Source organism: Geomonas sp. Red32 (assembly GCF_023652955.1).
In the GTDB taxonomy this organism is placed as follows: domain Bacteria; phylum Desulfobacterota; class Desulfuromonadia; order Geobacterales; family Geobacteraceae; genus Geomonas.
Window position 1 is genome coordinate 365,966 of the sequence record NZ_JAKLOY010000004.1, and the last position, 26,028, is coordinate 391,993.

The window sequence follows — 26,028 nt, forward strand, 5'->3', positions numbered from 1 at the left end:
AAGATTGCATGACAGGGGAGCCGCCAGCGGTCGAGGAGCGGCTCTCCTCCCCCGTTGGGATCAGCCACGCCGGGCTCTTCTGGGGCTTCACCCGGATCTCGCTGGTAGGTTTCGGCGGGGTGATGGCCTGGGCCCGGCGGGCGCTGGTCGAGGAGCGGGGATGGCTCACCTCGCAGGAATTCACCTCGCTGTTCGGCCTGAGCCAGCTGATCCCCGGGCCGACCATCACCAACCTCTCCGTCTGCGTCGGCGCCCGCTTCCAAGGGGCAACCGGCGCCATCGTTTCGCTGCTCGGGCTGATCGCCGCCCCCTTTCTCCTCGTGTTGGCCATCGCCTCGCTCTACAGCCGTTATGCGGCGCATCCGGCCGTGCAGGCCATGCTGCGCGGGATTGCGGCGGTCGCGGCCGGGCTGATCCTTGCCATGGGGGTACGGATGGGGAGGGATCTCGGCCGCAGCCTTCCCTCCTGGAGCTTCACCCTCCTCATCCTGGCAGGGGTGCTCCTTCTCCATCTCCCGCTCGCCCTCCTCATGCTGGCCCTCGCCCCCGCAAGCATGCTGGTGGCTGCCTGGCAAAAGCGGAGGACGCCATGAACCCGCTTTTCGAACTGATGTACCGCTTTGCGGCGCTGTCGCTGCTTGCCTTCGGAGGGGCGAGCACCGTGGTCCCCGAGATGCACCGGCTGGTGGTGGGAACTCACCACTGGATGAGCGAGGAGACCTTCACCCAGCTGGTGGCCATCTCGCAGGCCACCCCGGGCCCCAACTCCCTGATCGCCACGCTGATCGGCTGGCAGGTCGCCGGACTGGCCGGGGCGTTCGTCGCCACAGCTGCCATGAGCGGTCCCCCTGCGCTCATGATGTTCGCGGCGGCCAACCTGTGGGAAAGGATGAAGAATTCGCCCTGGCGGGGGATCGTCCAGCAGGGTATCGCTCCCCTCTCGGTCGGGCTCGTGCTTGCCAGCGGCTGCATCATCTCCCGCGGCGCCGACCACACCCCTGGCGCCTGGCTTTTGACCGCCGCCACCGTGGCCGCCGTCCTCGCCACCCGCCTCCATCCCCTCTGGCTGATAGCCGCCGGTGCCCTCCTGGGCCTCACCGGAGCCGTCTGATTTCAGCCTATCCCCCACCGCGCCACCATCTCCCGTGACGGCTGCAGCGTTAATGAGATAGCCGACGGCACTACAATTGTGAGAGAATGCGTGTCGGCCTCCGGTATCGTCTTCACCATTGCCTGGGATGGAACCCCCATCCCGGCCTCGGGCAACTATTGGGGAGCGTACGCGGGGGGAGTACTCGGCGGCACACCGGAAGGCGCCGCTGGTGGCCGGACGCCGGCGTCAGCGGCTGGTGACCGGTGCGATGGTCGTGGAGAGTTGGGGGTGAGCGTGCATGAAATTAGCTAGTTTGCTGGGCTTTTTGATGGTGATGCTGGTACTGGCCGGTTGCGGCGGCGGAGGGGGCTCCGGCGCCCCGGCGAGCACCGCCTCCAAGACCCTGGTTTCCCTCAACGTGATCCCCGGCAGCCAGGGGATCGCCCTCGGCACGAGCCAGCAGTTCACGGCGATCGCTACCTATTCCGACAGCACCACCGCCGATGTCACCGGCTCGGTGACCTGGAGCTCCTCGTCGACCGCGGTGGCTACCGTCAGCAACAGCGCGGGATCGATCGGGAAGGCGACCGCGGTGGCGGTCGGGGCGGCCACCATCACCGCCACATCGGGAACGGTCAGCGACTCGGCCACCCTCACGGTGACCGCGGCCACCCTTACCGCCCTGACCGTGACCCCGGCCGCCCCCACCCTGGCCATGGGGCTTAGCCACCAGTTCATCGCCACCGGGACCTTCTCGGACAACTCAACCCAGGATCTAACCGACCGGGTGCTCTGGACATCCACCGCCCCCGCGGTCGCCACCATGAGCAACCAGTCGGGAAGCCAAGGGGTAGCCACCGCGGTGGCCCCCGGCACCTCCACCATCACGGCGAGCTCGGGAGGGATCACCGGTTCGGCCACCCTCACGGTGGTCCCTGCCACCCTGGTCTCCATCACCGTCGCACCGGCCAATCCGAGCATCGCACTCGGGAGCTCCCAGCAGTTCACCGCGACCGGCACCTACTCCGACACCACCACCCAGGACCTCACCGCCTCGGTCACCTGGAGCTCCTCGCCCTCCTCGGTGGCCCTCATCGGCAACGCCACCAGCTCGGCCGGGAAGGCAACCTCGCTCACGACCGGATCGGCCACCATCACCGCCACCATGAACACCACCCAGCCGATCGCGGGGACCATCTCCGGCTCGGCCACCCTGACGGTGAGCGCGGCGACCGTCGTTTCGCTGGCGGTCTCCCCCCAGGCGCCGACGGTGACCGCCGGTAACACGCAGCAGTTCGGCGCGACCGCCACCTTCTCGGACAACTCGACCCAGGACGTCACCTCGCTGGTCACCTGGAGCTCATCCTCCACCGCGGTCGCCACCATCAGCAATGCCTCCGGCGCGGCCGGGATTGCCACCACGCTCACGGCCGGGGTCACCACCATCACCGCGACCCTGCCGGTGACCCAGCCGGTGGCGGGCTCCCTTTCCAGCTCCGCCAGCCTCACGGTCACCGGACAGCAGGCCTCCACCGGCTCCGGGAGCAACGTGATGACCGTCACCGTCAACGGCTCGCTCTGCTCGAGCGGCTCCTATCCGAACAAGCCGTGCGTGAGCGTCACCATCTGCACCCCCGGGACGGTGAACTGCCAGACCATCACGGACGTATTGCTCGACACCGGGAGCTATGGGCTGAGGATCTTCAAGCAGGCCGTCAACGTCACCCTTCCCCAGCTGTCGGCCGGATCCGGCACGTTGACCGAATGCGTCCAGTACGGCGACGGCTCCTCGCACTGGGGACCGGTGGCGAGCGCCGACGTGGTGCTGGGGGGCGAACCGGCGGTCACCGTCCCGATCCAGGTCATCGACTCCACCTTCGGGACCCGCCCCAGCGCCTGCAGTAACGCCGACACGAGCCCGGCGGCCGGCGGCTTCAACGGGATCCTCGGCGTGGGGCTCTTCGCCCAGGACTGCGGCGCCGCCTGCGCAGCCAGCGCCGGCAACGGGAACTACTACAGCTGCAGCGGATCGGCCTGCAGCGGCACCACCGTTTCGCTCGCCCGCCAGGTCCAGAACCCGGTCTCGCTCCTTCCCCTGGACAACAACGGGGTGCTCCTGCAGCTTCCGGGAGTCTCCCTTTCCGGGGCCACCAACGTAAACGGGTCCCTTATCCTCGGGATAGGGACCCGTTCCAACAACACACCCTCCGGCGTCACCGGTTACCCGGCCGACGGCTACGGGGAGTTCACCACCACCTTCAACGGCACCGCCCTGTCGAGCAGCTTCCTCGACAGCGGCTCCAACGGCCTCTTCTTCCCCGATTCCGGCATCCCGCTCGACTCCGGGGGGTGGTTCGCCCCCTCCCAGACCATGACCCTCTCCGCCACCAACAGCGGCGCCTACGGGTCGCCCAGCGGCCAGGTAAGCTTCCAGATCGCCAACTCGACGGCGCTCTTCAACAGCTACAACAACGTCTTCAACGACCTGGGCGCCAACATGCCCGGAGCCTTCGACTGGGGACTTCCCTTCTTCCTGGGAAGAACCATCTACGTCGGGATCGAGGGGACCAATTCGTCCCTGGGGACCGGCCCCTATTGGGGTTACTAGGAGGGGGGCAGAGCCCTCCCGGTTGCAGCGTCAGTCGCCGTTTTCGAGATAGACGCTGACCGTGAAGTGGCCGGCGCCGGTTTCGAAGCGGAGGGTGAGCCCGCCGGGGAGGGTGCCGACCGTCATGTGGTACTCGTCGCCCCGGATGACCGAGGGGGTGGAAAGCCGCACCTCGTGGCCGTCCTTCACGAACTGGTGCTTGAAGCTCCCCCCGATCATGTTGGCGATCTCTCCCATGGCGTCGTCCATCTCCCCCTCGCACTCGTCCTCCCCCATGCCAAGCATCTGGGAGGCGAAGTGCAGGGCCAGCGAGCGGGGGGTGTTGAGGCTGATCATGCCGTTATAGCCGCCGGCAAAGCCGACCATGGCGCTCACGCTCTCCTTGAATTGGGTCGCCGTCTCGGCCACCTCGCTCGAGGTAATCTCGACCCCGATCATGGTGGTGAAGATCTCGGCCACGTCCTTGTGAAGGTTTTCTACCAGTTTTTCCTCGGTGGTGTTCAGCAGTTCCAGAATCTTGGCATCTACCATGGTCTCGTTCCTTTTACGTTATGATCCTGTCGTAATCGTTATCCTTTTCGCTTCGTAACAGACTCCGCAAACCTGCTTCCAGCTCCGGCACCGGCGAGGCAAACGCCACTCCGATCCCCGGTGGACGGTGCTCCCCCCACAACTGCACCCTGGCGACCCTCACCGGGACATCGCAGCCGAAATCCGGAAAGGTGACGGTAAGCCGGTCGTCGGCCGTGAACCGCTCGGGATTCATGTCGGCGATGAAGGCCCCTCCCCAGGAGAGATCGAGGGTGAATCCCCGGCACCCCTCCAGCGAGACCGGGAGGCAGATCGGCTTGCGCCGGTGCCTGCGAAGCCGCCGGGGAAGGTATCCCGAGCACCCCTTGATCACGAAGTCGCTAACGCTCTTCTCCTGGCGCGCGTCCCCCGGCATCGACATCGGGACGACCACCGGCCCCATGGCCCTCACCCGCAGGACCGGGAAGAAGGTCGCCAGGGTGTGGGCGACGATCCTCTCCTCCGACTTCGCCTTGATCATGGCGGTCAGGTCCACCAGCACCCCCCGGCAGGCCTGGGCGAGCGCGACCTGTTCTGCCGCGCAGAAACTCTCGCAGGCGACGGTCCGGATGCCTAACGGCGTCAGGCTCTGGGCCAGCAGGGTCCGGACCTTCTCGTCGTAGGCGATCACCAGGACCGGGGGATCCTCCACGACGGCAGCGGTATCAGACATGGACTCCCCCAGGGTGCGCTGGTCCCTGCACGGGACCGGACGCCGGCGATGCCACCACCGCAGCCGTATCGGCCATGCCCGGGCCGATCGGAGAGCGTCGAGGGGCAGATGAACGTTGGGTGCGGCAGATGTAGTGAAGCTTATCGGCAGGAGAGTGGTTAATGATAAGTGGCAGGCAAAACTTTTTCCGGGGTGAGGCGGAACCGGGCGCCGGTCAGCATTCGGGGGAGAGCTTCGCGTAGCACTCCGGGCAGATTCCGTGGGTGAAGTCGACGTCGTAACTACCGGTGAGGTACTGTTCGAGGGGAGTCCAGATTCCTTCGCCGGTACGGATTTTCTTGCACCAGGCGCAGATGGGAAGCAGCCCCTGTATGCTCTTTCTCTCGTTCAAACGCGCCTCCTGTTCGATTTCAACGGACGATTGTATCTGCCCTGGCCGGAATCAAGAAGGGAGAGTGACTGCTCGTCTTCAATGTCTCTGGGGAAAATGGTGATACAGTTGTCATGGCTCGTTATGAGCTTTCGGGGAAGCTAACCTGCGGTCCTCACCAAGCTTACCCCTCAGCTATGCTCTGTCAAACACACTTTTCCGTAGCCTATTGACTGCTTTCAAGGAAACACATTGCGGCCTGAGAGCATGATCGGGCGAAAACAGGTCCCCGCGGGGCGAGGACGCCGCGGGTGAAACGGTATCCCGGAGACACGAATGTCCTGGCTTCCCTTCGCCGCCATATCGACCGCCTGCTCGGTCTTCATCCTGATGCTGGTGAACACCTATCTCTACCGCTGTTACCGCGAGCCGTTCCTGAAGAAGTGGGCGATCGCGTGGGGGATCTACGTCGTACGCTACGTGGCACTCGCCTCGTCCTCCATCGGGAGCCCGGGCCTTCCGGCCACCGTCATTTACTATCTCTCCATCATCTTCAGTTCCGTCGTGCTGCTGGCCGGCACCCGGCAGTTCATCGGGAAGCCGCCTGCCAGGTGGCTGGTGGTCTGCGGCGCCACCCTCTCGGTCTGGACTCTCATCGCCACTCTTTGGGCAATTCCTTCCCTCTGGCTGATCATCCCCGTCTTCGCCTTTTTAGGCTGCACCTATATCCACACCGGCTGCCAGGTCATCAGGGCCTCCCGGTCCGGCGACTTGGCGGGCCCGATCGTCGGCTGGCTGTTCGCGATCTGGGGGGTCCACCAGTTCGACTACCCGCTTTTGCGTCCCATCCCCGCGATCGCCCCCTGGGGCTTTCTCTTCGGCGGGATCATGGCGCTGGGGATCGCCATCGGGATGCTGCTGGTCTATTTCGAACGGATCAACCATGAGCGGCGGGAGAGCGAGCAGCGGTTCCGGGCGATCTTCGACAACTCCCCGATCGCCATCGGGCTTGGGGAACTGGTGGGAGGACGGCTGGTGGAGCTCAATCCGGCCTGGCTCGCCCTCTTCGGCTTCAAGCGGGAGGAGGCGATCGGCAGGACCACCGACTCGCTCGGCGTTTACCTGCGGGAGGAGGACCGCGACAAGATCATCGAGACCCTCCAGAGCCAGGGGAGAATCGTCAACAGCAGCCTGCAGATGAGGCACCGCTCCGGCGAGGCGCGCGACATCATGTTCTCCGCGGAGACGGTGGACCTCGGCGGCCGGCCGTACCTGCAGATGATGATGACCGACGTAAGCGAGCTGAGAAAGATGGACCTGGCGCTACGGACGAGCGAGGAGCGATTCCGGAGCATCATGGCCCTCTCCCCGGACATCATCAGCACCATCGACGAGCACGGGATGTTGACCTACAACTCCCCCGCCGCCAGCGCCATCCACGGCTACAGCGACGACGAGATGCGCGGGCGCAACACCTTCGACCTGATCCACCCGGAGGATCAGCCCAGCGTCGCGGCCGCCTTCCAGGCGCTTTTGGCCGATCCCGCCACCCCCCAGTCCGTCCGCTACCGCTACCGCAACAAGGACGGAAGCTATGTCTGGATGGAGGCGACCGCGGTCAACCGGCTCGCTGCCCCCCTGGTACACGGCATCGTCACCATCTCGCGCAACATCACCGACCGCGTTCTCGAAGAAAGCCGCCGGCTCGACCTGGAGCGGGGCCTCCTCCACGCCCAGAAGCTGGAGAGCCTGGGGATCCTGGCGGGGGGAATCGCCCACGACTTCAACAACCTGCTGGCCGCCATCCTCGGCAACCTCGACCTGGCCCAGATGAAGCTCCCGCCCGGTTCACCGGTGACCGCCAACCTGGAGCAGTCCATCACCGCCTGCCGAAGGGGAGCCGACCTCACCCGGCAGCTGCTCGCCTACGCCGGGCGAGGGGTGTTCCAGCTAAAGCCCCTGGACCTCGACACCATTGTCACCGGGAACACCGGCCTCTTCAGGACGGTGATCCCCAAGGGGATAAACCTGACCATGCTCCCCGGCGGCCATCTCCCGGTCGTGATGGGGGACCCCGGGCAGATCCAGCAGGTCGTGATGAATCTCATCACCAACGCGGCCGAGGCGATCGGCAACCGCCCGGGCATCGTCTCCGTCTCCACCGGAGTTATGCAGTGCGACTACGAAACGGTGCAAAAAAGCGTGCTGGCGGAGAAACCATCGCCCGGGGAGTTCGTCTACCTGGAGGTGGCCGACAACGGGTCGGGGATGAGCGAGGAGACCCGGGCACGTCTCTTCGAGCCGTTCTTCACCACAAAGTTCACCGGGCGCGGACTCGGGATGGCGGCCACGCTGGGGATCGTCAAGTCCCACCGGGGGCTCATCCTTTTGGAGAGCGAGATCGGGAGAGGGACCACCTTCCGGATCTGCTTCCCCGCCGCCGAAGGGGTCTCCCTCCCCGCCGCCGGCCCGGGCACCCCCTCCCGTCCCGCCGCGGAACGGGGGGAGAGGAAAGGGACCATCCTGGTGGTGGACGACGAGGACCAAGTCCGCGACCTGGGGGCGGGCTTTGCCGAGCACCTCGGGTTTGCCGCCCTGGCCGCCCGCAACGGCGAGGAAGCCGTGGAGATCTACCGGGAGCGCGCAAGCGAGATCGACCTGGTGATCCTCGACCTCACCATGCCGGTCATGGACGGAGTGGCGACCTTCCGCGAGCTCAAGAAGGTCGATCCCTCCGTGCGCACCATCCTGAGCAGCGGCTACAGCGAACAGGCCATCGCCGACCAGTTCCCCGGCGAAAAGCCCGACGCCTTCATCCAAAAACCCTTCCAACTGGCCGACCTCGAACAGAAGATTCAAGAGGCAATGAGGTAAAAGCGGTACGCCGAAAGCGATCATGATCGCAGGAGTGCAGCCAATCGGCCTCACCCTCATTCCGGCCGGAATCCCTGCACCGGCCGTAGCCGTTACTAGCCATCCCCTCCCCCGAGACCTTCTCATTACCCCCCACGCCCTTCGCCGTCCCGCTCTCTGCAGCGCCAAAAGATGCATTTTGGGACGGGAGTGCAAAAAAACGGCTTAACCACAGGATATAGCAGAGGATTACCCGAAAAACCCTCAGCCGGGAGCTCCTGACCGTGGAAGGGGATCCGCCGCCAGCGCCTTCAGCTACCAAGCTGGAATTACAGTAAAAATCTGGTTCACCGCGACTGCACGTCCTGCGACCGAAGCACGCGATTACCCCCCTCCTCACCGGGAAAATGGTTACACCTTTCAGGCTCCCTCGACCGGGGGGGCGAGCAGGCCCGTTGGTAGCGGGGGATGCTATTGCCAGGCGAGGGCGGCAAGGGGGACATTAATGAGATGGAAGAAGCAGCTTCACTCCCTCACAGAATCAGTCCTTTTCACCACACTTAATACTCAACCACCTTTCCAGGTTCACTTTGACAAGCGCATTGAATGCCTATATAGTCCCTTCCACTTAGTGATCGAGCAGTCTGAACCTGACGCCACCGCCACAAAAAATGCTGGCACAGCCATCGCAGGAAGCTTGAAAGATTCCTCTATGCCGCCCGTACGTTTCCACATCGATAAGTGATATGGAAGCAAAGACAGGGAAGGGGTTTGTGAGTAAATAAAAGTTACATCAGCTGTTCCAAGGATAAAGCATGAAATTTAATGCAGTAAAAGTGGCGATTGTCTTGTTGTTTGTTGCTGTCTTTGGCTTGTCTGGGTGCGGGGGTGGCGGAGGGGCTCCGGCACCTGGCGACAGCTTGATAACCTCGGTCGGATGGTACTTCGACAACGTGGCGCCTGCTGACACCTCGAATGGCGAAACCTGCGTCTTGAACGTCTTGGTGTACTACAATTTCGTCGCCGCGAGTGATATCCAAAGTTTCAGCGTGACCTCGCCAACCGGGTGGACCTGGACCATTCCGGCGCAGAACTTCCAAACGGGAACCAGCAGTAGCGGAAAACCGTACGTCCGCGCGGGAATCTATTACGGCGCCAATCCGAATGCGTTTCCCCTTGGTGGTGCTTGGACTGCCAAGATCACGTTGAACAACGGGCAAACGTCAAGCAAGCAGGTAACCCTGCACGATCCCGGCAGCGCAACCGATGCGACGCACCAGTATATCTATACCCAGGAGGACTGGACACCATCATCGGCAGATCAACCGCAGTATGAACCAGCACTGGCTCGCTTCCCCTCCCAAGGGTACACCGTTACATATTCCGCAGCGAACGGAGGCAGCATCACAACAACTGGTTTTGCGGCGGTGAGGACGAGCTATCTGGCTAATGAACCGCGGGCCTACAACATGCTTTGCTGGCTCTATGACGCCAACAAAACGTATCTCGGCAACACTACCGGTACATATTCGACGCAGGACCATTCGAGTACCAACCTGATAGGCGGCAATGGCGAAGTTTCCATCACGCCGGCGGCCACGACATCGCCGACTGGACAAGTCGACCTGTCCTTGGTCAGGTACGTTAGATTCGTGTACCTTGATGGTGCCCAATACGCGCCGTCATCGTATTCAAAAGCGGACTACCGCTCAATCTCGTCCCTTGTTGATGTGGATAAAGTTAGCTTCGCTGCAGCGGTCCGATATCCGGTGCCAGATTCCATCGGAACTTTCTGGGGTGGCGATACCGCCATGGGGGATCTCAACGGGGACGGCCGCAACGACATCGCCGTTATGGAGGAAAACGGACAGCGCATTCTCGTTTACTACCAAAACGCTAACGGCACCTTCGATCCGCCGCAGGTCATCACCACGTCGTTGATGCTGAAAGGGATCGCTATCAAGGATATTAACAACGATGGTCTAGCCGACCTGGTGGTGACCGGTAACGCGAGTACGCCGCTCGGGGGATGGCTCGGAAGAATGGTCGTTTACAAGCAGGACCCGGCAACTCATACCTTCAATGCCCCCCAGGAGTTCGCTCTCTCAACGAACACGGCAGGAAAGTTGGCGATTGCCGACTTGAACAGCGATGGTTTGCCGGATATCGTCGTGGCAAGTCCCCGGAGCAGCGGCAACGGCGTGCTTTCGTTCTTCTTCCAAGGGGCAGGCGGCACCTTGGGAACAGAGCATGCCTACACCTCCGTCCCTGTGGTGGGAGAGATTCACGTAGCGGACATGAACTCTGACGGGCGAAACGATGTTGTCGTGCAGAGCGATGCCAAGCAACTGGCGGTGATTAAGCAGACGTCTCCAGGAGTCTTCAGCACTTCACCCGACTTTTACACGGTCCAAACGAGTTACTGGATGTCGTTCGAATCCTTCGCCCTGGGGGATCTCAACGGCGACGGCCGTCCAGATATCGCGGTGGCCGATCCGGGAAACAGCGGCTACCTCAACATTTTCCTTCAAAATTCTACGGGAACGTTGACCGGCCCAACGACGATAAACTTCACGACAAGCGTTCAGGATGAGGTCAAAATCGCTGACATGGATGGCGACGGCTTGAACGACATCCTGATCCTGAGTTACGGTCACGAGGTCATGTTGCTCCGGCAGTATCCAGACCACACATTCAAGTACGAGAAGAGTTATTACCTGCCTAATCAAACCTGGGGTGGAACGGTCGTCCATCAAGCCATGGCCATTGGAGACGTAACGGGCGACGGCCTGCCGGATGTCGTCGCTTCCTGGTCGACTGAGGGGCTCTTTGTGCTGCCTCGACGCTAGATAGAGGGAAGGCACGCCGGGAGAGTGCGGGACGCGAGGACTTTTTTGGAGAACGCAGGAGTCAAACCATGAGCACGATGACCTACCGGGAATACGCCGCGAAAATCGAGTACAGCGACGAGGATGCCTGCTTTGTCGGGCACATCGCAGGGATCAAGGACGTCGTCGGGTTCCATGCCGACTCGGTTAAAGAGCTCAGGGTGGCGTTCCAGGAAGCGGTGGACGACTACCTGTCCACCTGCGAGAAACTCGGACGTCCGCCCCAAAAACCCTACTCCGGCAAGCTCATGCTCAGGGTCCCGCCCGAGGTCCATGCCCGGGCTGCCATGATGGCTGAGGCGCACGGGATGAGCCTCAACCAGTGGGCTTCCGAGGTACTTTCCAAGGCTACCTGAGCCTCCCGCCATCCATTCTCTCCCCCATCCCTCCCTTCGAAACACTCAAAGCAATCACAGAGAGTGCGGTAGCCGCCGACCTATGTCAGTAACTGAGCCGGAACGGTTGACAGTAACGCCATCTGTGATTGAATTAAAAAGTTTAAACACCTGTAATTTTCCCAACATACTTGGAACCAGTTACCGGCCGCCGGTGGCTTGTGACATTGCCAGGCTCTACCCTCCAGCAGATCTATGTGACGAAGGAGGCGCTTATGACTGAGCACCCGCAGATTGGCATGCAGGTTTTCGAGCAGATTGCCACCGAAGAGGCCGGCCTCCTGCTGGAAAGCTGGCAGGGGAGCTACCCCGGCATGGGGATCCTGGCCCTGGTCGCCGAGAAGGAACGCGAACAGTGGGTGCCGCAGTTGCAGAAGCTCTGCAACGATCGCGGTGTCGCGCTCTGCGGCGCCGTCTTTCCCGCGCTCCTGGCGAAGGACCGCTTTCTCGACCACGGCTGCATCCTCCTCAGGTTCGACGTCATGCCGTTCGCGCGGATCTACGAGGCGCTGGAGCCGTACGACAGGACGGCCGCGGAGACGACCGCCAGGCTCGCGGAGGAGGTAACCGCGCACCAGGAGCGTCCCCGCGACAGCTCGCTCTTGCTGATCTTCGACGCCATGGTCTCCCACATCGCCACCATCCTGGACGAGCTCTACCTTAAACTGGCGGACCGGGTCCGTTACATGGGGATCAACGCCGGCAGCGAGACCTTCCGCCCCATCCCCTGCCTGTTCGACAACAACCGCACCACTCAAGGGGGAGTCCTCGCCATCCTCCTCACCGAACATCCCGGCGCGGTGGTCGAGCACTGCTACCTGGCGCCGCAGCGGATGATCTCCGCCACCTCCACCGAAGGAAACCGGATCATCGCCATCGACTGGCGTCCCGCCTTCGACGTCTACCAGGAGGCGGCCCGCGAGGAGTACGGCATCGACATCGACCGGGACAATTTCTACCAGTACGCGGTCCACTTCCCGTTCGGGATCATCCGCGCCAACGAGGAGATCGTGGTCCGGATGCCGGTGGCGGTCGAGGATGACGGCTCCATCTTCTGCGTCGGCGAGGTTCCTCCCAACGCCCTTTTGACCCTTTTGCGCGCGCCGGAGGTCGATTCGCGGCAGACGGTGGAGAAACTCGCCCAGGGGCTCGCCACCATCTACGGCTCCCTGGCTGGCGCCAACCTGCTCACCTTCTACTGCGCCGGCCGCCGCATCCACCTCGGAGAGGCGGCGACCGGCGAACTGGCGGCACTTTTCCAGCGCACCGGCGCGGCCCGCCAGGCGGGCGCCCTCACCCTGGGAGAGATCGGCCAATCCATCCAGATGGGGTATCCGTTCTTCCACAACGGGGCGCTGGTCTGCAGCCGCTGGGGGAGATGATGAAGCGGGAGCAGATCCTCGCCATCCTGTACGAGATGGCCATCACCATCGGCGGGGAGATGCGGCTCAAGCCTCTGCTCACCAAGACCCTCCAGCGCCTTTTGTTTCACACCTCCTTCCCGTGCGGGCTGATCTTCCTCGACACCGAGGCGATCCGCTCCGGGAACGCGGAGGAAACGGCCGAGATCAGGCTCGAACAGTCGATCGGCGATCTCGATCTCTCCGGCCACGACGGCTCCCCCATCCTGGTCCCGGCGGCCCTGATCCGCGGCGGGATCGAGCTGGTCGAGGACCGGGAGCTTTTGAGCCGCCTCCCATGCCGCCAGGATTACTACCACGTCTTCTTGCGGCTGCCGGTCGACGACTGCGGGGTCATCATCCTCATGGCGCCCTCCCTCCCCTCTACCAACCTCCCGCTCACCCAGATCTTCCAGCCGGTGATGAACAACTTCGCCAAGGCGATCCACCTCTGCCGCGGCTACGAGGCCTACACCGAGGGGATCATCCAGCACCAGCGGGTGGCGGAAGCGGCCTTCAAGGACATAAGCTACCGCCACCGGCTGATCCTCGACTCGGTAGGGGAAGGGATCTGCGGGCTCGACCTGGAGGGGAACGTGACCTTCGTGAACCCGGCCGCCGCCAAGATGCTCGGTTTTCGGCCGGCCGAAATGGAGGGAAAGCCCCTGCACAACCTCATCTCGGATGGAAGCGAAGAGGGAGCCCGCCCGGAGCCGGGCGCCGTCATACGCACCCTGCTCAAGTGGAACAACCAGGGGGTGGTCGACGACGACTTCAGGCGCCGGGATGGCAGCTCCTTCCCGGTCGAGTACGTCACCACCCCGCTCATGGTGGACAGCCGCATGGTGGGGGCGGTGCTGGTCTTCCGGGACATCACCGAACGCAAAGGAGCCGAGGAGGCGATCCGCAAGCTCAACGAGGAGCTGGAAGAGCGGGTGCGGGAGCGGACCGCGGAGCTGGAGCAGACCAACGGGGAGCTGGCCCGGATGAACAAGCTGTTCGTCGGGCGGGAGTTGCGCATGGTGGAGCTCAAGGCGCGCATCCGCGAACTGGAGGGGCGTCTGCCGCATTGAACGGAGCTTAGCCGTCGAGCATCTGCCGGACCTTTCTCAAGAGCATGATCGGCTGGACCGGCTTCATGATGAACTCCTCGCCATGGGAGAGCTCGAGCTGGTCCAGCATCATCTCCGCCGAATAGCCGCTGGAGAAGAGCACCTTCACCTGCGCGTCCATCCGGCGGATCTCGTCGAAGACCTCCTTCCCGTTCATCCGCGGCATGATCAGGTCGAGGATCACCAGTCCGATCGCCTCCCGGTTTTCCTTGAAACGCTCCACCGCCTCGCCGCCGTCGGCGGCCACGATCACCCGGTAGCCGTACTGGCCGAGGATCGACTCGATGAAGAAGCTCACCGAGGAATCGTCCTCGGCCACCAGGATGGTCTCGTCCCCCCCCTTGACCTGTTCGCCCACCGGGATCGTCTCGGCCGGCGCCTCCCCGCGTGCAAGCGGGAGGTAGACCCGGAAGGTGGTCCCCCGGCCGGGCGCGCTGTCGAGCTCGATAAAGCCGCCGTGCTGGGTGACGATGCCATGGACGATGGCCATGCCGAGCCCGGTCCCCTTCCCGAGCTCCTTGGTGGTGAAGAACGGCTCGAAGATCCGCTTGCTGGTCTGCTGGTCCATCCCCACGCCGGTATCGGAGACCGAAAGGAGCACGTAGAGGCGCCCGTCCCGGCCGGCCTGCGCCGGGGCGGTGGCCACCGTCACCACCCCGCCCTTGGGCATGGCGTCGCGGGCATTGGTGATGAGGTTGATGAGTACCTGCTCGATCTGCCCCCGGTCGGCGTCCACCTGCAGATCCCCCACCCCGGGCTCGGATCTTAACTCCACGTTCTCGCCGATGATCCTCACCAGGAACTTCTCCACCCCCAGGACGATGTCGTTCAGATCGAGGAGCTGCGGGTTCATCTCCTGCTTGCGGCTGAAGGTCAAAAGGGAGCGGGTGAGCTGGGAGGCCTTCTCGGCCGCCACCAGCATCTGGCCGACCTTCTCCTTGAGGGGGTCGTCCTGCTTCATCGCCTGCTCGACCATGCTCCCGAAGCCGAGGATCACCATCAGGATGTTATTGAAGTCGTGGGCGATCCCTCCCGCCAGCTGTCCCACTGCCTCCAGCTTCTGGGAGTGGCGAAGCTGCTCCTCGAGCTGTTTCTGGCCGGTGACATCCAGGGCGACGGAAAGGATGCACGGCTGGTCGTGGACGGTGATCAGCTCGCCGTAGTACTCGCACTCGAGGCAGCGGCCGTCCTTGGCGGTGAACGGGAGCACCAGCCCCGCGATCCGGTCGATATCTCCCAACTGACCGAGGATCTGTTGCCGCGCCTGCGGCGAGATCCACCCAAGCTCCAGCGAGGTCCGTCCGATCACCTCCTCGCGGGAATACCCTGAGAGCTCCAGGAAGCGCTCGTTGACGTCGAGAAACCTCCCGTCCTTGGCATCGGTGATGCTCATGATCAGCGGGGCCAGCTGGAACGCCTTGGAGAATTTCTCCTCGCTAAGCCGTCCCGACAGCTCCGCCATCTGCCGCTCGGCGATCTCCTCCTCCAGGAGCACCGCCTGCTCCTGCAGGCTCTCCTGGGCCAGCTGGCGCTCGGCGATCTCCTCCTTGAGGGTCTCGGTCTGCTCCTGGAGCCTCGCCTCGGCCTGCACGCGGAAGGTGATGTCCCGGTTGCTCCCCCGGCGGCCGCTCGGCTCCCCGTCGGCCCCGTACACGTTGCGGCAGACGTGGGCCATCCAGCGGATCTCGCCGTCGCGGGTGACGATCCGGAAATCGAGCTGGTGAGGGCCATCCTCCTCGTGAAGGTGCTCCTGGAAGCGGGGGAGGTCGTCGGGATGGATGATCCGGAGCATCAGGCCGGGGTCGTCGTAGAACTCGTCGCGGCTATACGTGGAGACCGCCTCGCAGCTGGGCGAGACCCACCGGAAGTTCCCCTCGGGATCGAGCCAGTACTCCCACGCGGCGGTGTGGTCGGCCACCGTCCGGTACCGTTCTTCGCTCGCCTCCAGCCGGCCGAACATCTCGGCCAGTTTTTTCTTCCCGAGCGCCAGCAAGGCGATCCCGAGCATCCAAATGATCCCGTAGGCGACCGCGGCGCTGGTCACCACCCTCCCGCTGTAGCCGGCGAAGATCGCCAGCGGCACCGTCACGCTGATCCCCCCGCGGAGGTCCCCCAGCCGGTACCCCTGGCTCGCGTGGCACTTGAGGCACCCCTCCTCCACCCTGAAGGGGCGCATGAGCCGCATCGAGGGGACGCCGCCGTCCTCGACCTCCGCGCTGACCTCCCGGGCCCCCTTCTCCAGGGCGGCCAAGGCCTGCTCCTCCCACGGGTCCGGTGCGTTGGCGGCCCGGATCGGGCGGGAGCTGGTGATGTGGCCGCGCACCATGGACTTCTCCCGGCCCGCCAGCTCGAAGACCTGGCGGGTCATGTAGGCCGGGTTCATCAGGGTGAGCCGCCGCCCGGAGGGGGTGGTGAGATCGCGCTCGGGGATGTGGGAGAGGTAGGGATTGGGTGGGGTCCGCTCGTCGACCGGGACGTAGACGCCGCCGTGGCTGGTGGCCCACTTCCGGTACAGGGTATCCTTCTCGAAGGCGACCCGCGCCTCGGCCCGGGCCATCTCCCTTACGTTGCGCCGCTCCTGCAGCCAGAGCCATCCGAAGGAGACCGCGATGGTGACCGTCCAGGCCGCCATCAATGCCGCGCCGTAGCCGCGCAGGCGGTGCGACCGGGAGGAGTCTCCCCCCGGCGTGCCACTTCCCCCGCGGTGCTGGTGGCTGTCCAAGCCGTGCTGCTGGCTTTTCTCGCGATATTGTTCGCTGCCCGAGCTGCGCTGATCGCCCTGCATGCTGCGCTCTTCACTATCCTCGCGGTGCGGCTCGCTATCCTCGCGGTGCTGTCCGTTATCCTCGTTCTTCATCTATAATTCCCGCTTCCTTTTTTCCGCCCGGCTCCGAGGCTCAAAAAGCTCCCCGGCTGATCGCTTCCCGCAGTGCCCCCACCGTGTACGGTTTCTGGATGAAACCGGCCACCCCCTTGCCGGAGAGCCGGGGTGCGATCTCCTGTTCGCTGTAGCCGCTGGACATGATGACCCGCACCCCCGGCTTGAGGCGCTGCAGCTCCTTCAGACACTGTTCGCCGTCCATGCGGGGCATGGTGAGGTCGAGGATCACCAGCTCCACCGGGTTGGCCTTGAAGATCTCCACCGCATGCTCCCCGTCCACCGCCTCGATGGCGGAGTAGCCGAGCTGGCCGAGCATCTCCACCCCGACCCGGCGGACCGCCTCCTCGTCGTCGACCAGCAGGACCTTCCCCCCCCGCGGCAGGAGGCTCTCCCGGGCAGCCGGCTGCTCGGTCTGGTCGTGGGTTTCCCGGTAAGCGTCGAGAAGCTCCGCCACCCGGCGGCTGGCAGGCAAAAGGATGCTGACCGTCGCCCCGCGGCTGGGCTCGCTCGTCACCCGCACGCTCCCCTTGTGCCCCTTCACGATCCCGAGTACCGCCGCCATCCCGAGCCCGCGGCCGGTGAACTTGGTGGTGAAGAAGGGATCGAAGAGCCGCTCGAGGGTCTCCTTCTCCATCCCGCAGCCGGTGTCGCGCACCTCCAGCACCACGTAGCGCCCCTCGGCGAGCTTCTCGTCGTGCCAGTCGCGGCGCAGGGCCTCCCGGTCGCAGTCGGCCACCCTGGTGGAGATGGCAATGATGCCGCTCTCGTCGCCGAGCGCCTCGGAGGCGTTGAGCACCAGGTTCATCACGATCTGCCGCAGCTGGGCGGCGTCGGCCTCCAGGGGAGGGAGCGGCTTCTCCAGCTCGAGGACCAGTTGAGCCTTCTTGGATACCGAAGCCTGCAGCAGGTGGAGCATGTTATCCAAAAGGAGGTTCAGATCCACGATCTCCACCATGAAGCGCCCCTTGCCGGAGTAGGCGAGCATCTGCTTGGTGAGATCGGCGGCCCGCTTGGAGGCCTCCTGGATGCGGTGCAGGTTCTCGAGCACCGGGGATTGGGCGCTGAGCTGCATGGACGCCAGGTCGGCGTTGCCGATGATGGCCATCAGGATGTTGTTGAAGTCGTGGGCGATCCCCCCCGCCAGCACGCCGAGGCTCTCCAGCTTCTGGGCGTGCAAAAGCTGCTGCTCGAGCTCGGCCTTCTGCTTTCTCTCCGTGATGTCGCGAGTGATGCCGTGGTACCCCGCCACCCTCCCGGCGTGATCGCGTTCGACGGTCGCGGTCACCTCGGTCCAGATCAGCCTGCCGTCCTTGCAGCGCTGCTGGATCTCCATCACCGTCGGTCCCCCCGCATCCGGCTGGGTGGGATCGGCCTCCTGATGGAGCTTGTCCATGATGGTCTGGCTCCCCTCCTCGGTGGTCAGCTCGAAGATCGTCCGCCCGACCATCTCGTGGGAGGGGTACCCCCTCAGTTTCTCGTCGGCGGGGCTCAGGTAGGTGATCCGGTAACCGGCGTCGAGCTTCCATACCACGTCCGAGACGTCCTCGGTCAAGAGCCGGTAGTGGGCCTCCCGGTCCCGCAGCTGCGACTCCATCGACTTTCTCTCCGCGATGTCGTGAATGATCCAGAGGGCCCCCTCCTCGGGGCGGTCCACGGAGATGGCCTGCCCGATCAGGTGGCACCAGCGCGGGATCCCCCCCTTGGCGGCAAGCTCCAGGTCGGCGCTGAAGACCTCCCCCCGGGAGATCAGCGCCCCCCACCAGACCTCGCCGCTCCCCGCCGCCGCGTCGACATGGAAGCTGGCGGTTGCGAGCCCCACCGTCTCCCCCGGCTCGTAGCCGAGGATGCGGTCGAAGGCGGGGTTGGCCATCTCCACCTTCCCGTTTTTCACCAGGCAGACCCCCACCGGCATGTTGGCGAGGATGATGCGCTGCTGGTTGGCAAGCTGCTCGAGCTGGCGGGTCCGCTGCTCCACCCGCAACTCCAGGGAGTCGTTCAACTGCTTGAGGGCCTTTACGAGCTGGTCGATCCTTCCCCCCATCTGCTGGAAATTCCCCACCAGGTTGCTCGTTTCCTCCAGGCCGCTCACCGGCCACTCCACCGCCTCGCCGCTGCCAATCCGCGCGGGGAGGTCGTGGGTAACCAGGGAGAGCTTTTCCAGGGTACGGACCAGGGCGCGGCTCAAGAGCTCCGCGAGGGCGAGCGAGATGAGGAGGATGGCAAACAGCAGGGTGAACTTTTGCGTGTAGCTGTCGTTGAGCCGCATCTGGAAGGGGGCCACCGGCTGTTCGAGGACCAGCCTCCACTCCGCCAGCTGGCCGATGGTGGCCTGGGAAACGTAGTAGGATTTACGCCACCGTTCGGCCGCCGGGGTGTTGGGGGGAAGGTTCGGAATCCATTCGCTGATGGTGCCGTCCAGGCGGGTGAGCTTTCCGGGGCCGCGGACGAAGGGGGCCATCACCCCCAACTCCTTACGGTTGGTCATCACCACCTTTCCGTTGCGGTCCAGGAGGGTGTAGAGCAGGCCGCTGCGCCCCGAGGCGTGGTCGAGCAGTTCCTTTATGTACTGAAGGCTCAGGACCCCGATGACGTAGCCGTGGTACTCCTTTCCCACCACCACCGGGGCGACCACCGAGACCACCGGGGCCGGCGACCCGACCCTCCCCATGTAGATGTCGGAGAGCATCGGTTTGAGGGTCCGCTTCATGACCGGGATGAAGGGGCGGTCGGCGAAGCTCCTGCCGAGGTTGGGGGCCCCGAGCTCGTCCCGCAGCGGGTCGAAGGCGACGGTGACCGCCTCCCCGTCGAGGAGCCCCATCCGGAGAAAATTGGGATCGGAGCCGCGTGCCCACTCGAGGCGGGACTGCATCTCGCGGTGGGCCGTGGTGCCGGCGATCTCGGCCAGCCGGTTGATCACCCGCTGCCGGTTGCCCACCCAGGTCTCCATGAGGCGGCTCTTGTCGGCGATGTCCGCCATGAGCCCGGCGCGGATGGTGTGGTCCACCTCGGTAAAGTCGGAGCGGCAGCCGATCACCAGGAGGATCAGCCCGGGTCCCAAGACGAACAGGGCCAACAGGTTGGAGAGCACCTCCCTGAACGGAACGGTGACCTCCCGGGAGCGGAAGGAGTAGCCGGTGATCAGCATGCGCGCCACGATGGCGTTGGCGATGCCGTTGACCGACTGCTTGATCATGATCATCTTGACCATGTTCCACGGGACATGCATGGCAACATGGTAGAAGAGGTAGACGAGCGGCATGCCGATGAACAGCCAGTAGAGGGCGTCCCCCGGGACCATACCGATCTTGCGGCGCCTGAGAAGACCCACCACCGCCACCTCGGCGGTCATGATGACGATCGCGTAGGGATGGTTCCAAAGGACGAAGGTATAGCCGGAGATGACGGCGGAGGCGATGAGGGCGGGGGCAAAGCCGAAAAACTGGAGGGCGAGGAGGGCGAAGATGCTGCCGAAGAGGAAATCGATGTTGAGAAAGAGGGTGACCTTGAGATAGTTTCCGGCCAGGCCGGCTACGCACAGCGCCAATAACAGGAGGGGGTCCCTCCCTATCCACCCGCCACCTCTACCGGGTTCAACCGCCATGATTGCCCCCCATCGGACCGCGCGGCCTGCTCTTCCGGTTCGCGCACGGCGACAGTCAATTCAGAGTTGGACAGTTAAAACAAATTCATTCACACAGCAAGGCAATACATTCCAGGGGCCGGGGTCATCACGGAAGCCGCCACTTGATTTCAGATGGCGGCCGGAACAATTAAATACCACAAATAAAGAAAAAGGGACAATTAATTTACTTTAAAGTCAATGAGCAGCGGACGAAACCTTCGCTAGTTCTATTCGGCAGCAAGGTGCGGATTTTAAGACTGAATCAGTTTAGCAGCTAAAAGATAGCGGTCAAATTTTAATTTTTCCGTATTCAAAGCGGGGCCTCCCTTTCGGTGACCTGATTCCAATCCTACTCCTCCCCCGCCCCCCGCCTGGCCATTCCCGCCGCCCCGGCCTCCCGGCAATTCCCTGCCAGGGGGCGTCCGCGGCGAATCCGTTAAAGATAACGCCGCCATGTCCGATACATGAACCACGCCCCCCCCAGTCCCGGTCCGCCGAAACTTCCAGCAACAGGTGCCCTGATGATATCCCGCGTCACCCTTACAACCAGGATGAGCCTGGTGGTATCCATCCTGGTGATGGCGATACTTTCGGTCATGACGTTCTCGTCATACTGGTATCAGCGCAGCCAGTTCATGGATACCATCGCCAAGCAGCAGTTCAGCGTCACCACCATGCTGGCCGAGGAGATGGACGGCAAGATCTGGATGTCCCAGCGCCAGTTGGTCGCCCTCGCCCGCAGCGTCAAGGCTGAGGATCTGGCGAGCCCGCAACGGGCCGAAGCGTTCCTTAGAAGGCAGCCGGACGAATTCGAGGTCTTCGACGGCGGCATCTACCTCTTCTCCATCAGCGGACGGATGCTGGCGGCCATGCCCAGCGGCCAGGAACTGGTGGGGAGGGATTATTCCTACCGCGAGTACTTTCAGCAGACCGTCGCCACCCAAAAACCGTTCATCTCGCAACCGTTCCAGTCCACTCTGCCACACCGGCATCCCACGGTGACCTTCACCGCCCCGGTCTTCGACGGCGCAGGAAAGATGATCGGCCTGCTGTGCGGCTCGCACGATCTCATGAAGGTCAACTACCTGGGGAAACTGGCCGCCGCCAAGCTCGGAGAACGCGGCTATCTCTACCTGTGCAACACCGCGAGAATGCTGATCGTGCATCCCGACCGCCAGCGGATTATGAAAACCGACATCCCGGCCGGCGCCAACAAGCTCCTTGACCGTGCCATCGGCGGGTTCGAAGGTACCGGCGAGACGGTGAACTCGCGCGGCGTCCATCTGCTTTCCTCCTTCAAAAGGCTAAAGAGCACCGGGTGGATCCTGGCCGCCAACCTCCCGCAGTCCGAGGCCTACGCCCCGCTCTCCCGGGCCACATGGTACCTCGCGAGCACCTTCCTGGCCGCGCTGCTTTTGACCCTGGCGATCACGCGGCACCTGATGCTCCGGCTGACCGCCCCACTGGCACGCCTGACTTCGCACGTGGTGGGAATTACCGGCAAGGAGCAGGAGCCCTCCCCCTTCGAGGTCTCCGGCGACGACGAGATCGCCACCCTGGCCCGCGCCTTCAACAACATGGTTCACGAGGCACACCGGCAAAAGGAAGCGGTGGTGGCGCAGGAGGCCTTCACCGAGAGCCTGATCGAGAACTCGGCGGTCGCCACCCTGGTGGTCGACCGCACGCACCGGGTGGTCTGCTGGAACCGCGCCTGCGAAGAGCTGACCGGGCTCCCGGCCGCGAAGGTGCTCGGCACGAACGAGCCGTGGCGGGGCTTCTACGCGGAAAAACGCCCCCTGCTCGCCAACCTGGTGATCGACGGGGAGACCGGCGACCTTTCCAGTTTCTACGCCGTCTGCCGCAGGTCGGAGCTCGCGCCGGACGCCCTCCATGCCGAAGGGTGGTTCGCCTCCCTGGGCGGCCGCAAGCGCTTCATCTGCTTCGACGCAGCCCCCATCCGCAACCCGCAGGGAGACGTGGTTGCCGCCATCGAGACCCTGCGGGACATCACCGAGCGCAAGGAGGCCGAGGACGCCCTACGCAAGCTTTCCCTCGCGGTCGATCAGATGCCGGTCACCGTCATGATCACCGACGTGGAGGGGAACGTCGAATACGTGAACCCGAACTTCACCGCGGTGACCGGCTACAGCGCCGACGAGATCCTGGGGAAGAACCCGCGCCTGCTCAAAAGCGGCTGGCACCCGCCGGAGTTTTTCGCCGAGCTCTGGCGGGTCATCCTGTCCGGAGAGAAATGGCGCGGGGAAACCCGCAACAAACGGAAGAACGGCGAGCTCTACTGGGAATCGGCCTCCATTTCGCCGGTCATGAGCCCCTCGGGCGAGATCACCCACTTCGTGGGGGTCAAGGAGGACATCACCGACCGCAAGCGAGCTGAGGAGGAGCTGCAGCAGGCCACCGAGGCCGCCGAGGCTGCCACCCGCGCCAAAAGCGAATTCCTGGCCAACATGAGCCACGAGATCCGTACCCCGATGAACGCGGCCCTGGGGATGCTCTACCTCCTGCAGCAGACCCCCCTCGACGGCCAGCAGAGGGACTACGTGGACAAGGTGCAAAGGGCCACCAACCTCCTTTTGCGGGTCATCAACGACATCCTCGATTTCTCCAAGATCGAGGCAGGGAAGCTGGACCTGGAGCGGGTCCCCTTCAGCCTGGCCAGGGTGCTGGACGACCTCGGCGCCGTCGCAGCGGCCCTGTTGCTGGGAAAACCGGTGGTGATCCGGGTCATCGCCGATTCCGGCCTCCCGGAGCTGGTGGAGGGGGATCCGGTCCGCCTGGGACAGGTGCTCCTCAACCTCACCACCAACGCAATCAAGTTCACCGAGAGGGGAGAGGTGCGGGTCAGGGTGGCTCCCTGCACCCACGGCGGCCAGCCCCACCTCCGTTTCTCGGTCTCCGACACGGGAATCGGCATGTCCCCCGGCCAGCAGGCCCAGCTCTTCAGCGCCTTCACCCAGGCCGACAGCTCGACCACCCGCAGGTACGGCGGGACCGGCTTGGGCCTCGCCATCAGCAGGCAACTGGTCCAACTCATGGGGGGGGACCTCGACGTCGAGAGCGCTCCCGGGAAGGGGAGCACCTTCACCTTCACGCTCCCGCTGGCCCTCCCCTCCGAAGAGGAGATCGTAGCCTACGGGAAAGCTGCCGCCGCCGGCGCCTGCCAGGCGGGCACCGGGAAGGACTCCGGCCTGGAAGGGGTGCGGGTGTTGCTGGTAGAGGACAACTCGCTGAACCAGCTCGTGGCCCGGGAGATCCTGACGCGGGCCGGGGTACTGGTGGAAGTCGCCGGAAACGGCGCCGAGGCGGTCGCCATGGTCACCGGGCCGGGGGGTGGCTACCAGGCGGTCCTGATGGATGTCCAGATGCAGGTGATGGACGGCCTGGAGGCGACCCGGCGCATCAGGGAGCACGAGGCCTACCGTGAGCTCCCGATCATCGCCATGACCGCCAGCGCCCTTCCCCGCGACCGCGCCCTCTGCCTCGAGGCGGGAATGAACGACCAGGTCAACAAGCCCATCGACGTGGTCGAGCTGTTCGCCACCTTGCGCCGGTGGCTCGGCCTCCCCCCAACGCCCCCCCGAGAGGAGATGGAGGCGGGAAAGGAGGCGGAAACCGCCGGGGCGAGGGTGACGCTTCCCGACGCGCTGCCGGGGATAGATCTCGGCAAGGCCCTGGGTTTTCTGGAGAGCCGCGAGTTGCTCGCCAGGCTTTTGACCGGTTTCCGCCGGGACAACCTGGAAACCGCGTCGCGGTTGCGTGAGGCCCTGGAGCATGGCGACGCCGAGGCGGCCGGCCGCCTGGTCCACACCGTCAAGGGGCTCGGCGGGACCATCGGTGCGGAAGGGCTACGCGCTGCCGCCCTGGAGCTGGAGGGCGCGATGGCCGGGGGAGACGGGGGATCGCTGCGGGAGGCTGTGGCCCGTTTCGAGGAGAGGCTGCAGGAGGTGCTCGACTCGGTCCGCTCCCTGGAAGAGAAGGAGCAGGGGACGCCCCCTCCCGCCCCGGCAGGATCCCCAGGCGTATCCCCCCTGGCCGGCAAAGGGACCGCCGCCCTTCTTCGGCGGCTCGTCTTGCTGCTCAGGGAGGACAACCTGGAAGCCCTCGAGGTATGGGAGGAATTGAGCCGGCTGCTGCCGACCGCTGCGTCGCAGGGGATAGCGGCAGCCCTGCGGCAGTTCGATTTCGAGGCGGCTCGCGCTCTTGCCGAGCGGGTTATGGAAGAAATGGGGATGCCGTGATGAGCAGAAAGGTGAGCGGACAGGAAAAAAAGCAAAGGGTACTGATCGTGGACGACACCCCGGCCAACGTCGAGGTCCTCCACAGGATCCTCAGGGGGGATTACGCGCTCTTTTTCGCCGGTAACGGTGCCAACGCCATCAAGGTCGCCCAGCGGGAGCGGCCGGACCTGATCCTTTTGGACGTGATGATGCCGGACGTGGACGGTTACCAGGTCTGTGCCGCGCTCAAAAGCGACGAGCGGACCCGTGACATCCCGGTCATCTTCATCACCGCCATGGAGAGTGTGGAGAACGAGGCCAGAGGGCTCGACTGCGGTGCCATCGACTACCTGACCAAGCCGATCAGTCCCCCCATCGTGAAGGCCCGGGTGAGAAACCACCTGGAGTCCAAGCGGAAAAGCGACGTGCTGGAGGCGCTCACCGCCGAGCTCAGGGAAAAGAACCGGCAACTGGCGGTCCTCGCCCGGGAGGACGGCCTGACCGGTGTCGCCAACCGCCGCTGCTTCAACACGGTGCTCGAGGCCGAGATCAACCGTGCCATCCGGACCGGGCAGTGCCTTTCCCTCATCATGTGCGACGTCGATCATTTCAAAAGGTACAACGACCACTTCGGACATCCGGCCGGCGACCGCTGCCTGGCAATCATCGGGGAGCTCCTGCGCACCACCTTCCGGCGCGCCGGCGATCTCCCGGCGCGCTACGGAGGGGAGGAGTTCGCTGTCATCCTTCCCGACACCTCCCCCGGCCAGGCCTTCCACCTGGCGGAGAAGTTCCGGGAGGAGCTGATCCGCCGGGCCATCCCCCACGCCGAATCCGAAGTTTCCGGGGTGGTCACCACCAGCATCGGGGTGGCCGGGGGGGTACCGGCGAGGGAACAGGACGCGCAGTGGTTGGTGACGGAAGCGGATCGGGCGCTGTACCTCGCCAAAGAACGCGGCAGGAACCGGACCATGATGGCCGATCCCGCTTCCCCCCGCTAGGAGAGCACCTCCAGGTACGGCCGGATCGCGATGCGGCAATCGCCCGGGCGGTCGGTCCTGGCCAGGGAGCCGATGGCGTCGATGATCTTCTCCACCGAATCGTCCGCCGAGACGATCTCCAGTTTCACCTTCCCGGCGACCTTGGCCACGAATTGGGCCCCGCGGAAGACCATCACCGGTCCGCGGTCGGCGTGGCAGGTCACCGGGCTCTCCATGAAATCCGCCACTCCCATCTCGTCCAGCGCGTTGCGCACGTCCTGCAGCTTCAGCTTTTGGATCACCGCTTCGATCAGTTTCATAGCGTCACCTCTTCCGCGAGGAGATGGA

18 protein-coding genes are annotated in these 26,028 nt (G+C 64.3%); 12 read left to right on the top strand and 6 right to left on the bottom strand.

The window, feature by feature from the left end:
* Nucleotides 1–8: 8 nt before the first annotated feature.
* The 4 genes from L4X63_RS13260 to L4X63_RS13270 are packed head-to-tail and all read left to right on the top strand — an operon-like array spanning nt 9 to nt 3,701.
* Nucleotides 9–593, top strand: coding sequence for a chromate transporter (locus tag L4X63_RS13260; RefSeq protein WP_250679120.1), 585 nt, complete (start codon nt 9–11; stop codon nt 591–593).
* Nucleotides 590–1,111 carry a chromate transporter gene (locus L4X63_RS13265; RefSeq protein ID WP_250679121.1) on the top strand — a complete coding sequence of 174 codons (522 nt, stop codon included), beginning with the start codon at nt 590–592 and terminating at the stop codon, nt 1,109–1,111. Before L4X63_RS13260 ends, L4X63_RS13265 begins: the two co-directional genes overlap by 4 nt.
* Before the next feature lie 27 nt (nt 1,112–1,138).
* Nucleotides 1,139–1,405, top strand: coding sequence for a DUF2844 domain-containing protein (locus tag L4X63_RS23900; protein WP_350339190.1), 267 nt, complete (start codon nt 1,139–1,141; stop codon nt 1,403–1,405).
* Nucleotides 1,392–3,701, top strand: a complete 2,310-nt coding sequence (locus tag L4X63_RS13270; RefSeq protein WP_250679122.1) for a DUF3443 family protein — start codon at nt 1,392–1,394, stop codon at nt 3,699–3,701. Before L4X63_RS23900 ends, L4X63_RS13270 begins: the two co-directional genes overlap by 14 nt.
* A 30-nt stretch (nt 3,702–3,731) precedes the next feature.
* Here the strand turns inward: L4X63_RS13270 and L4X63_RS13275 are convergent, their stop codons facing one another.
* The 3 genes from L4X63_RS13275 to L4X63_RS13285 all read right to left on the bottom strand — a co-directional run bounded on the left by L4X63_RS13275 (nt 3,732) and on the right by L4X63_RS13285 (nt 5,335).
* Entirely contained in the window at nt 3,732–4,232 is a 501-nt protein-coding gene (locus L4X63_RS13275) for a chemotaxis protein CheX (RefSeq protein WP_250679123.1), read from the bottom strand.
* Nucleotides 4,233–4,245: 13 nt separating this feature from the next.
* On the bottom strand, nt 4,246–4,944 hold the full coding sequence (locus L4X63_RS13280) for a PilZ domain-containing protein (RefSeq protein ID WP_250679124.1): 699 nt from the start codon (nt 4,942–4,944) through the stop codon (nt 4,246–4,248).
* Between the two features lie 214 nt (nt 4,945–5,158).
* Nucleotides 5,159–5,335, bottom strand: a complete 177-nt coding sequence (locus tag L4X63_RS13285) for a hypothetical protein (protein WP_250679125.1) — start codon at nt 5,333–5,335, stop codon at nt 5,159–5,161.
* Between the two features lie 315 nt (nt 5,336–5,650).
* Between L4X63_RS13285 and L4X63_RS13290 the strand changes: the two genes are divergently transcribed.
* The 6 genes from L4X63_RS13290 (at nt 5,651) to L4X63_RS13315 (ending at nt 13,923) form a co-directional block, all read left to right on the top strand.
* Nucleotides 5,651–8,188, top strand: coding sequence for a PAS domain S-box protein (locus L4X63_RS13290; RefSeq protein WP_250679126.1), 2,538 nt, complete (start codon nt 5,651–5,653; stop codon nt 8,186–8,188).
* Nucleotides 8,189–8,672: 484 nt separating this feature from the next.
* Nucleotides 8,673–8,912: a hypothetical protein gene (locus L4X63_RS13295; RefSeq protein WP_250679127.1), complete on the top strand. Its 240-nt coding sequence runs from the start codon at nt 8,673–8,675 to the stop codon at nt 8,910–8,912.
* Nucleotides 8,913–8,982: 70 nt separating this feature from the next.
* Nucleotides 8,983–11,016: an FG-GAP repeat domain-containing protein gene (locus L4X63_RS13300; protein ID WP_250679128.1), complete on the top strand. Its 2,034-nt coding sequence runs from the start codon at nt 8,983–8,985 to the stop codon at nt 11,014–11,016.
* A gap of 68 nt (nt 11,017–11,084) precedes the next feature.
* The gene (locus L4X63_RS13305; protein WP_250679129.1) at nt 11,085–11,411 is read left to right on the top strand and encodes a type II toxin-antitoxin system HicB family antitoxin; all 327 of its coding nucleotides are present in this window, start codon (nt 11,085–11,087) and stop codon (nt 11,409–11,411) included.
* A gap of 254 nt (nt 11,412–11,665) precedes the next feature.
* Nucleotides 11,666–12,832, top strand: coding sequence for an FIST signal transduction protein (locus L4X63_RS13310; protein WP_250679130.1), 1,167 nt, complete (start codon nt 11,666–11,668; stop codon nt 12,830–12,832).
* Nucleotides 12,832–13,923 carry a PAS domain S-box protein gene (locus L4X63_RS13315; protein WP_250679131.1) on the top strand — a complete coding sequence of 364 codons (1,092 nt, stop codon included), beginning with the start codon at nt 12,832–12,834 and terminating at the stop codon, nt 13,921–13,923. The genes L4X63_RS13310 and L4X63_RS13315 overlap by 1 nt, the downstream gene beginning before the upstream one ends.
* Nucleotides 13,924–13,930: 7 nt before the next feature.
* Here L4X63_RS13315 and L4X63_RS13320 read toward each other — a convergent pair whose 3' ends face one another.
* Nucleotides 13,931–16,819, bottom strand: coding sequence for a PAS domain S-box protein (locus L4X63_RS13320; RefSeq protein WP_250679132.1), 2,889 nt, complete (start codon nt 16,817–16,819; stop codon nt 13,931–13,933).
* A 40-nt stretch (nt 16,820–16,859) separates the two neighbouring features.
* Nucleotides 16,860–20,444 (bottom strand): PAS domain S-box protein, encoded by a 3,585-nt coding sequence (locus L4X63_RS13325; protein ID WP_250679133.1) that lies wholly within the window; start codon nt 20,442–20,444, stop codon nt 16,860–16,862.
* A gap of 572 nt (nt 20,445–21,016) precedes the next feature.
* On the opposite strand from L4X63_RS13325, the gene L4X63_RS13330 reads away from it, so the two are divergent.
* Nucleotides 21,017–24,721, top strand: a complete 3,705-nt coding sequence (locus L4X63_RS13330) for a PAS domain S-box protein (RefSeq protein ID WP_250679134.1) — start codon at nt 21,017–21,019, stop codon at nt 24,719–24,721.
* Entirely contained in the window at nt 24,721–25,701 is a 981-nt protein-coding gene (locus L4X63_RS13335) for a diguanylate cyclase (protein WP_250679135.1), read from the top strand. The genes L4X63_RS13330 and L4X63_RS13335 overlap by 1 nt, the downstream gene beginning before the upstream one ends.
* Here the strand turns inward: L4X63_RS13335 and L4X63_RS13340 are convergent.
* The gene (locus tag L4X63_RS13340; protein WP_250679136.1) at nt 25,698–26,000 is read right to left on the bottom strand and encodes a P-II family nitrogen regulator; all 303 of its coding nucleotides are present in this window, start codon (nt 25,998–26,000) and stop codon (nt 25,698–25,700) included. The genes L4X63_RS13335 and L4X63_RS13340 overlap by 4 nt on opposite strands.
* Nucleotides 26,001–26,028: the final 28 nt, after the last annotated feature.

Bases quoted from the DNA above. Each gene is read 5' to 3' on its own strand.
- L4X63_RS13260 (WP_250679120.1), top strand. From the start codon at position 9: ATGACAGGGGAGCCGCCAGCGGTCGAGGAGCGGCTCTCCTCCCCCGTT.
- L4X63_RS13265 (WP_250679121.1), top strand. From the start codon at position 590: ATGAACCCGCTTTTCGAACTGATGTACCGCTTTGCGGCGCTGTCGCTG.
- L4X63_RS13270 (WP_250679122.1), top strand. From the start codon at position 1,392: ATGAAATTAGCTAGTTTGCTGGGCTTTTTGATGGTGATGCTGGTACTG.
- L4X63_RS13275 (WP_250679123.1), bottom strand. From the start codon at position 4,232: ATGGTAGATGCCAAGATTCTGGAACTGCTGAACACCACCGAGGAAAAA.
- L4X63_RS13280 (WP_250679124.1), bottom strand. From the start codon at position 4,944: ATGTCTGATACCGCTGCCGTCGTGGAGGATCCCCCGGTCCTGGTGATC.
- L4X63_RS13290 (WP_250679126.1), top strand. From the start codon at position 5,651: ATGTCCTGGCTTCCCTTCGCCGCCATATCGACCGCCTGCTCGGTCTTC.
- L4X63_RS13295 (WP_250679127.1), top strand. From the start codon at position 8,673: ATGAGATGGAAGAAGCAGCTTCACTCCCTCACAGAATCAGTCCTTTTC.
- L4X63_RS13300 (WP_250679128.1), top strand. From the start codon at position 8,983: ATGAAATTTAATGCAGTAAAAGTGGCGATTGTCTTGTTGTTTGTTGCT.
- L4X63_RS13305 (WP_250679129.1), top strand. From the start codon at position 11,085: ATGAGCACGATGACCTACCGGGAATACGCCGCGAAAATCGAGTACAGC.
- L4X63_RS13310 (WP_250679130.1), top strand. From the start codon at position 11,666: ATGACTGAGCACCCGCAGATTGGCATGCAGGTTTTCGAGCAGATTGCC.
- L4X63_RS13315 (WP_250679131.1), top strand. From the start codon at position 12,832: ATGAAGCGGGAGCAGATCCTCGCCATCCTGTACGAGATGGCCATCACC.
- L4X63_RS13320 (WP_250679132.1), bottom strand. From the start codon at position 16,819: ATGAAGAACGAGGATAACGGACAGCACCGCGAGGATAGCGAGCCGCAC.
- L4X63_RS13325 (WP_250679133.1), bottom strand. From the start codon at position 20,444: ATGGCGGTTGAACCCGGTAGAGGTGGCGGGTGGATAGGGAGGGACCCC.
- L4X63_RS13330 (WP_250679134.1), top strand. From the start codon at position 21,017: ATGAGCCTGGTGGTATCCATCCTGGTGATGGCGATACTTTCGGTCATG.
- L4X63_RS13335 (WP_250679135.1), top strand. From the start codon at position 24,721: ATGAGCAGAAAGGTGAGCGGACAGGAAAAAAAGCAAAGGGTACTGATC.
- L4X63_RS13340 (WP_250679136.1), bottom strand. From the start codon at position 26,000: ATGAAACTGATCGAAGCGGTGATCCAAAAGCTGAAGCTGCAGGACGTG.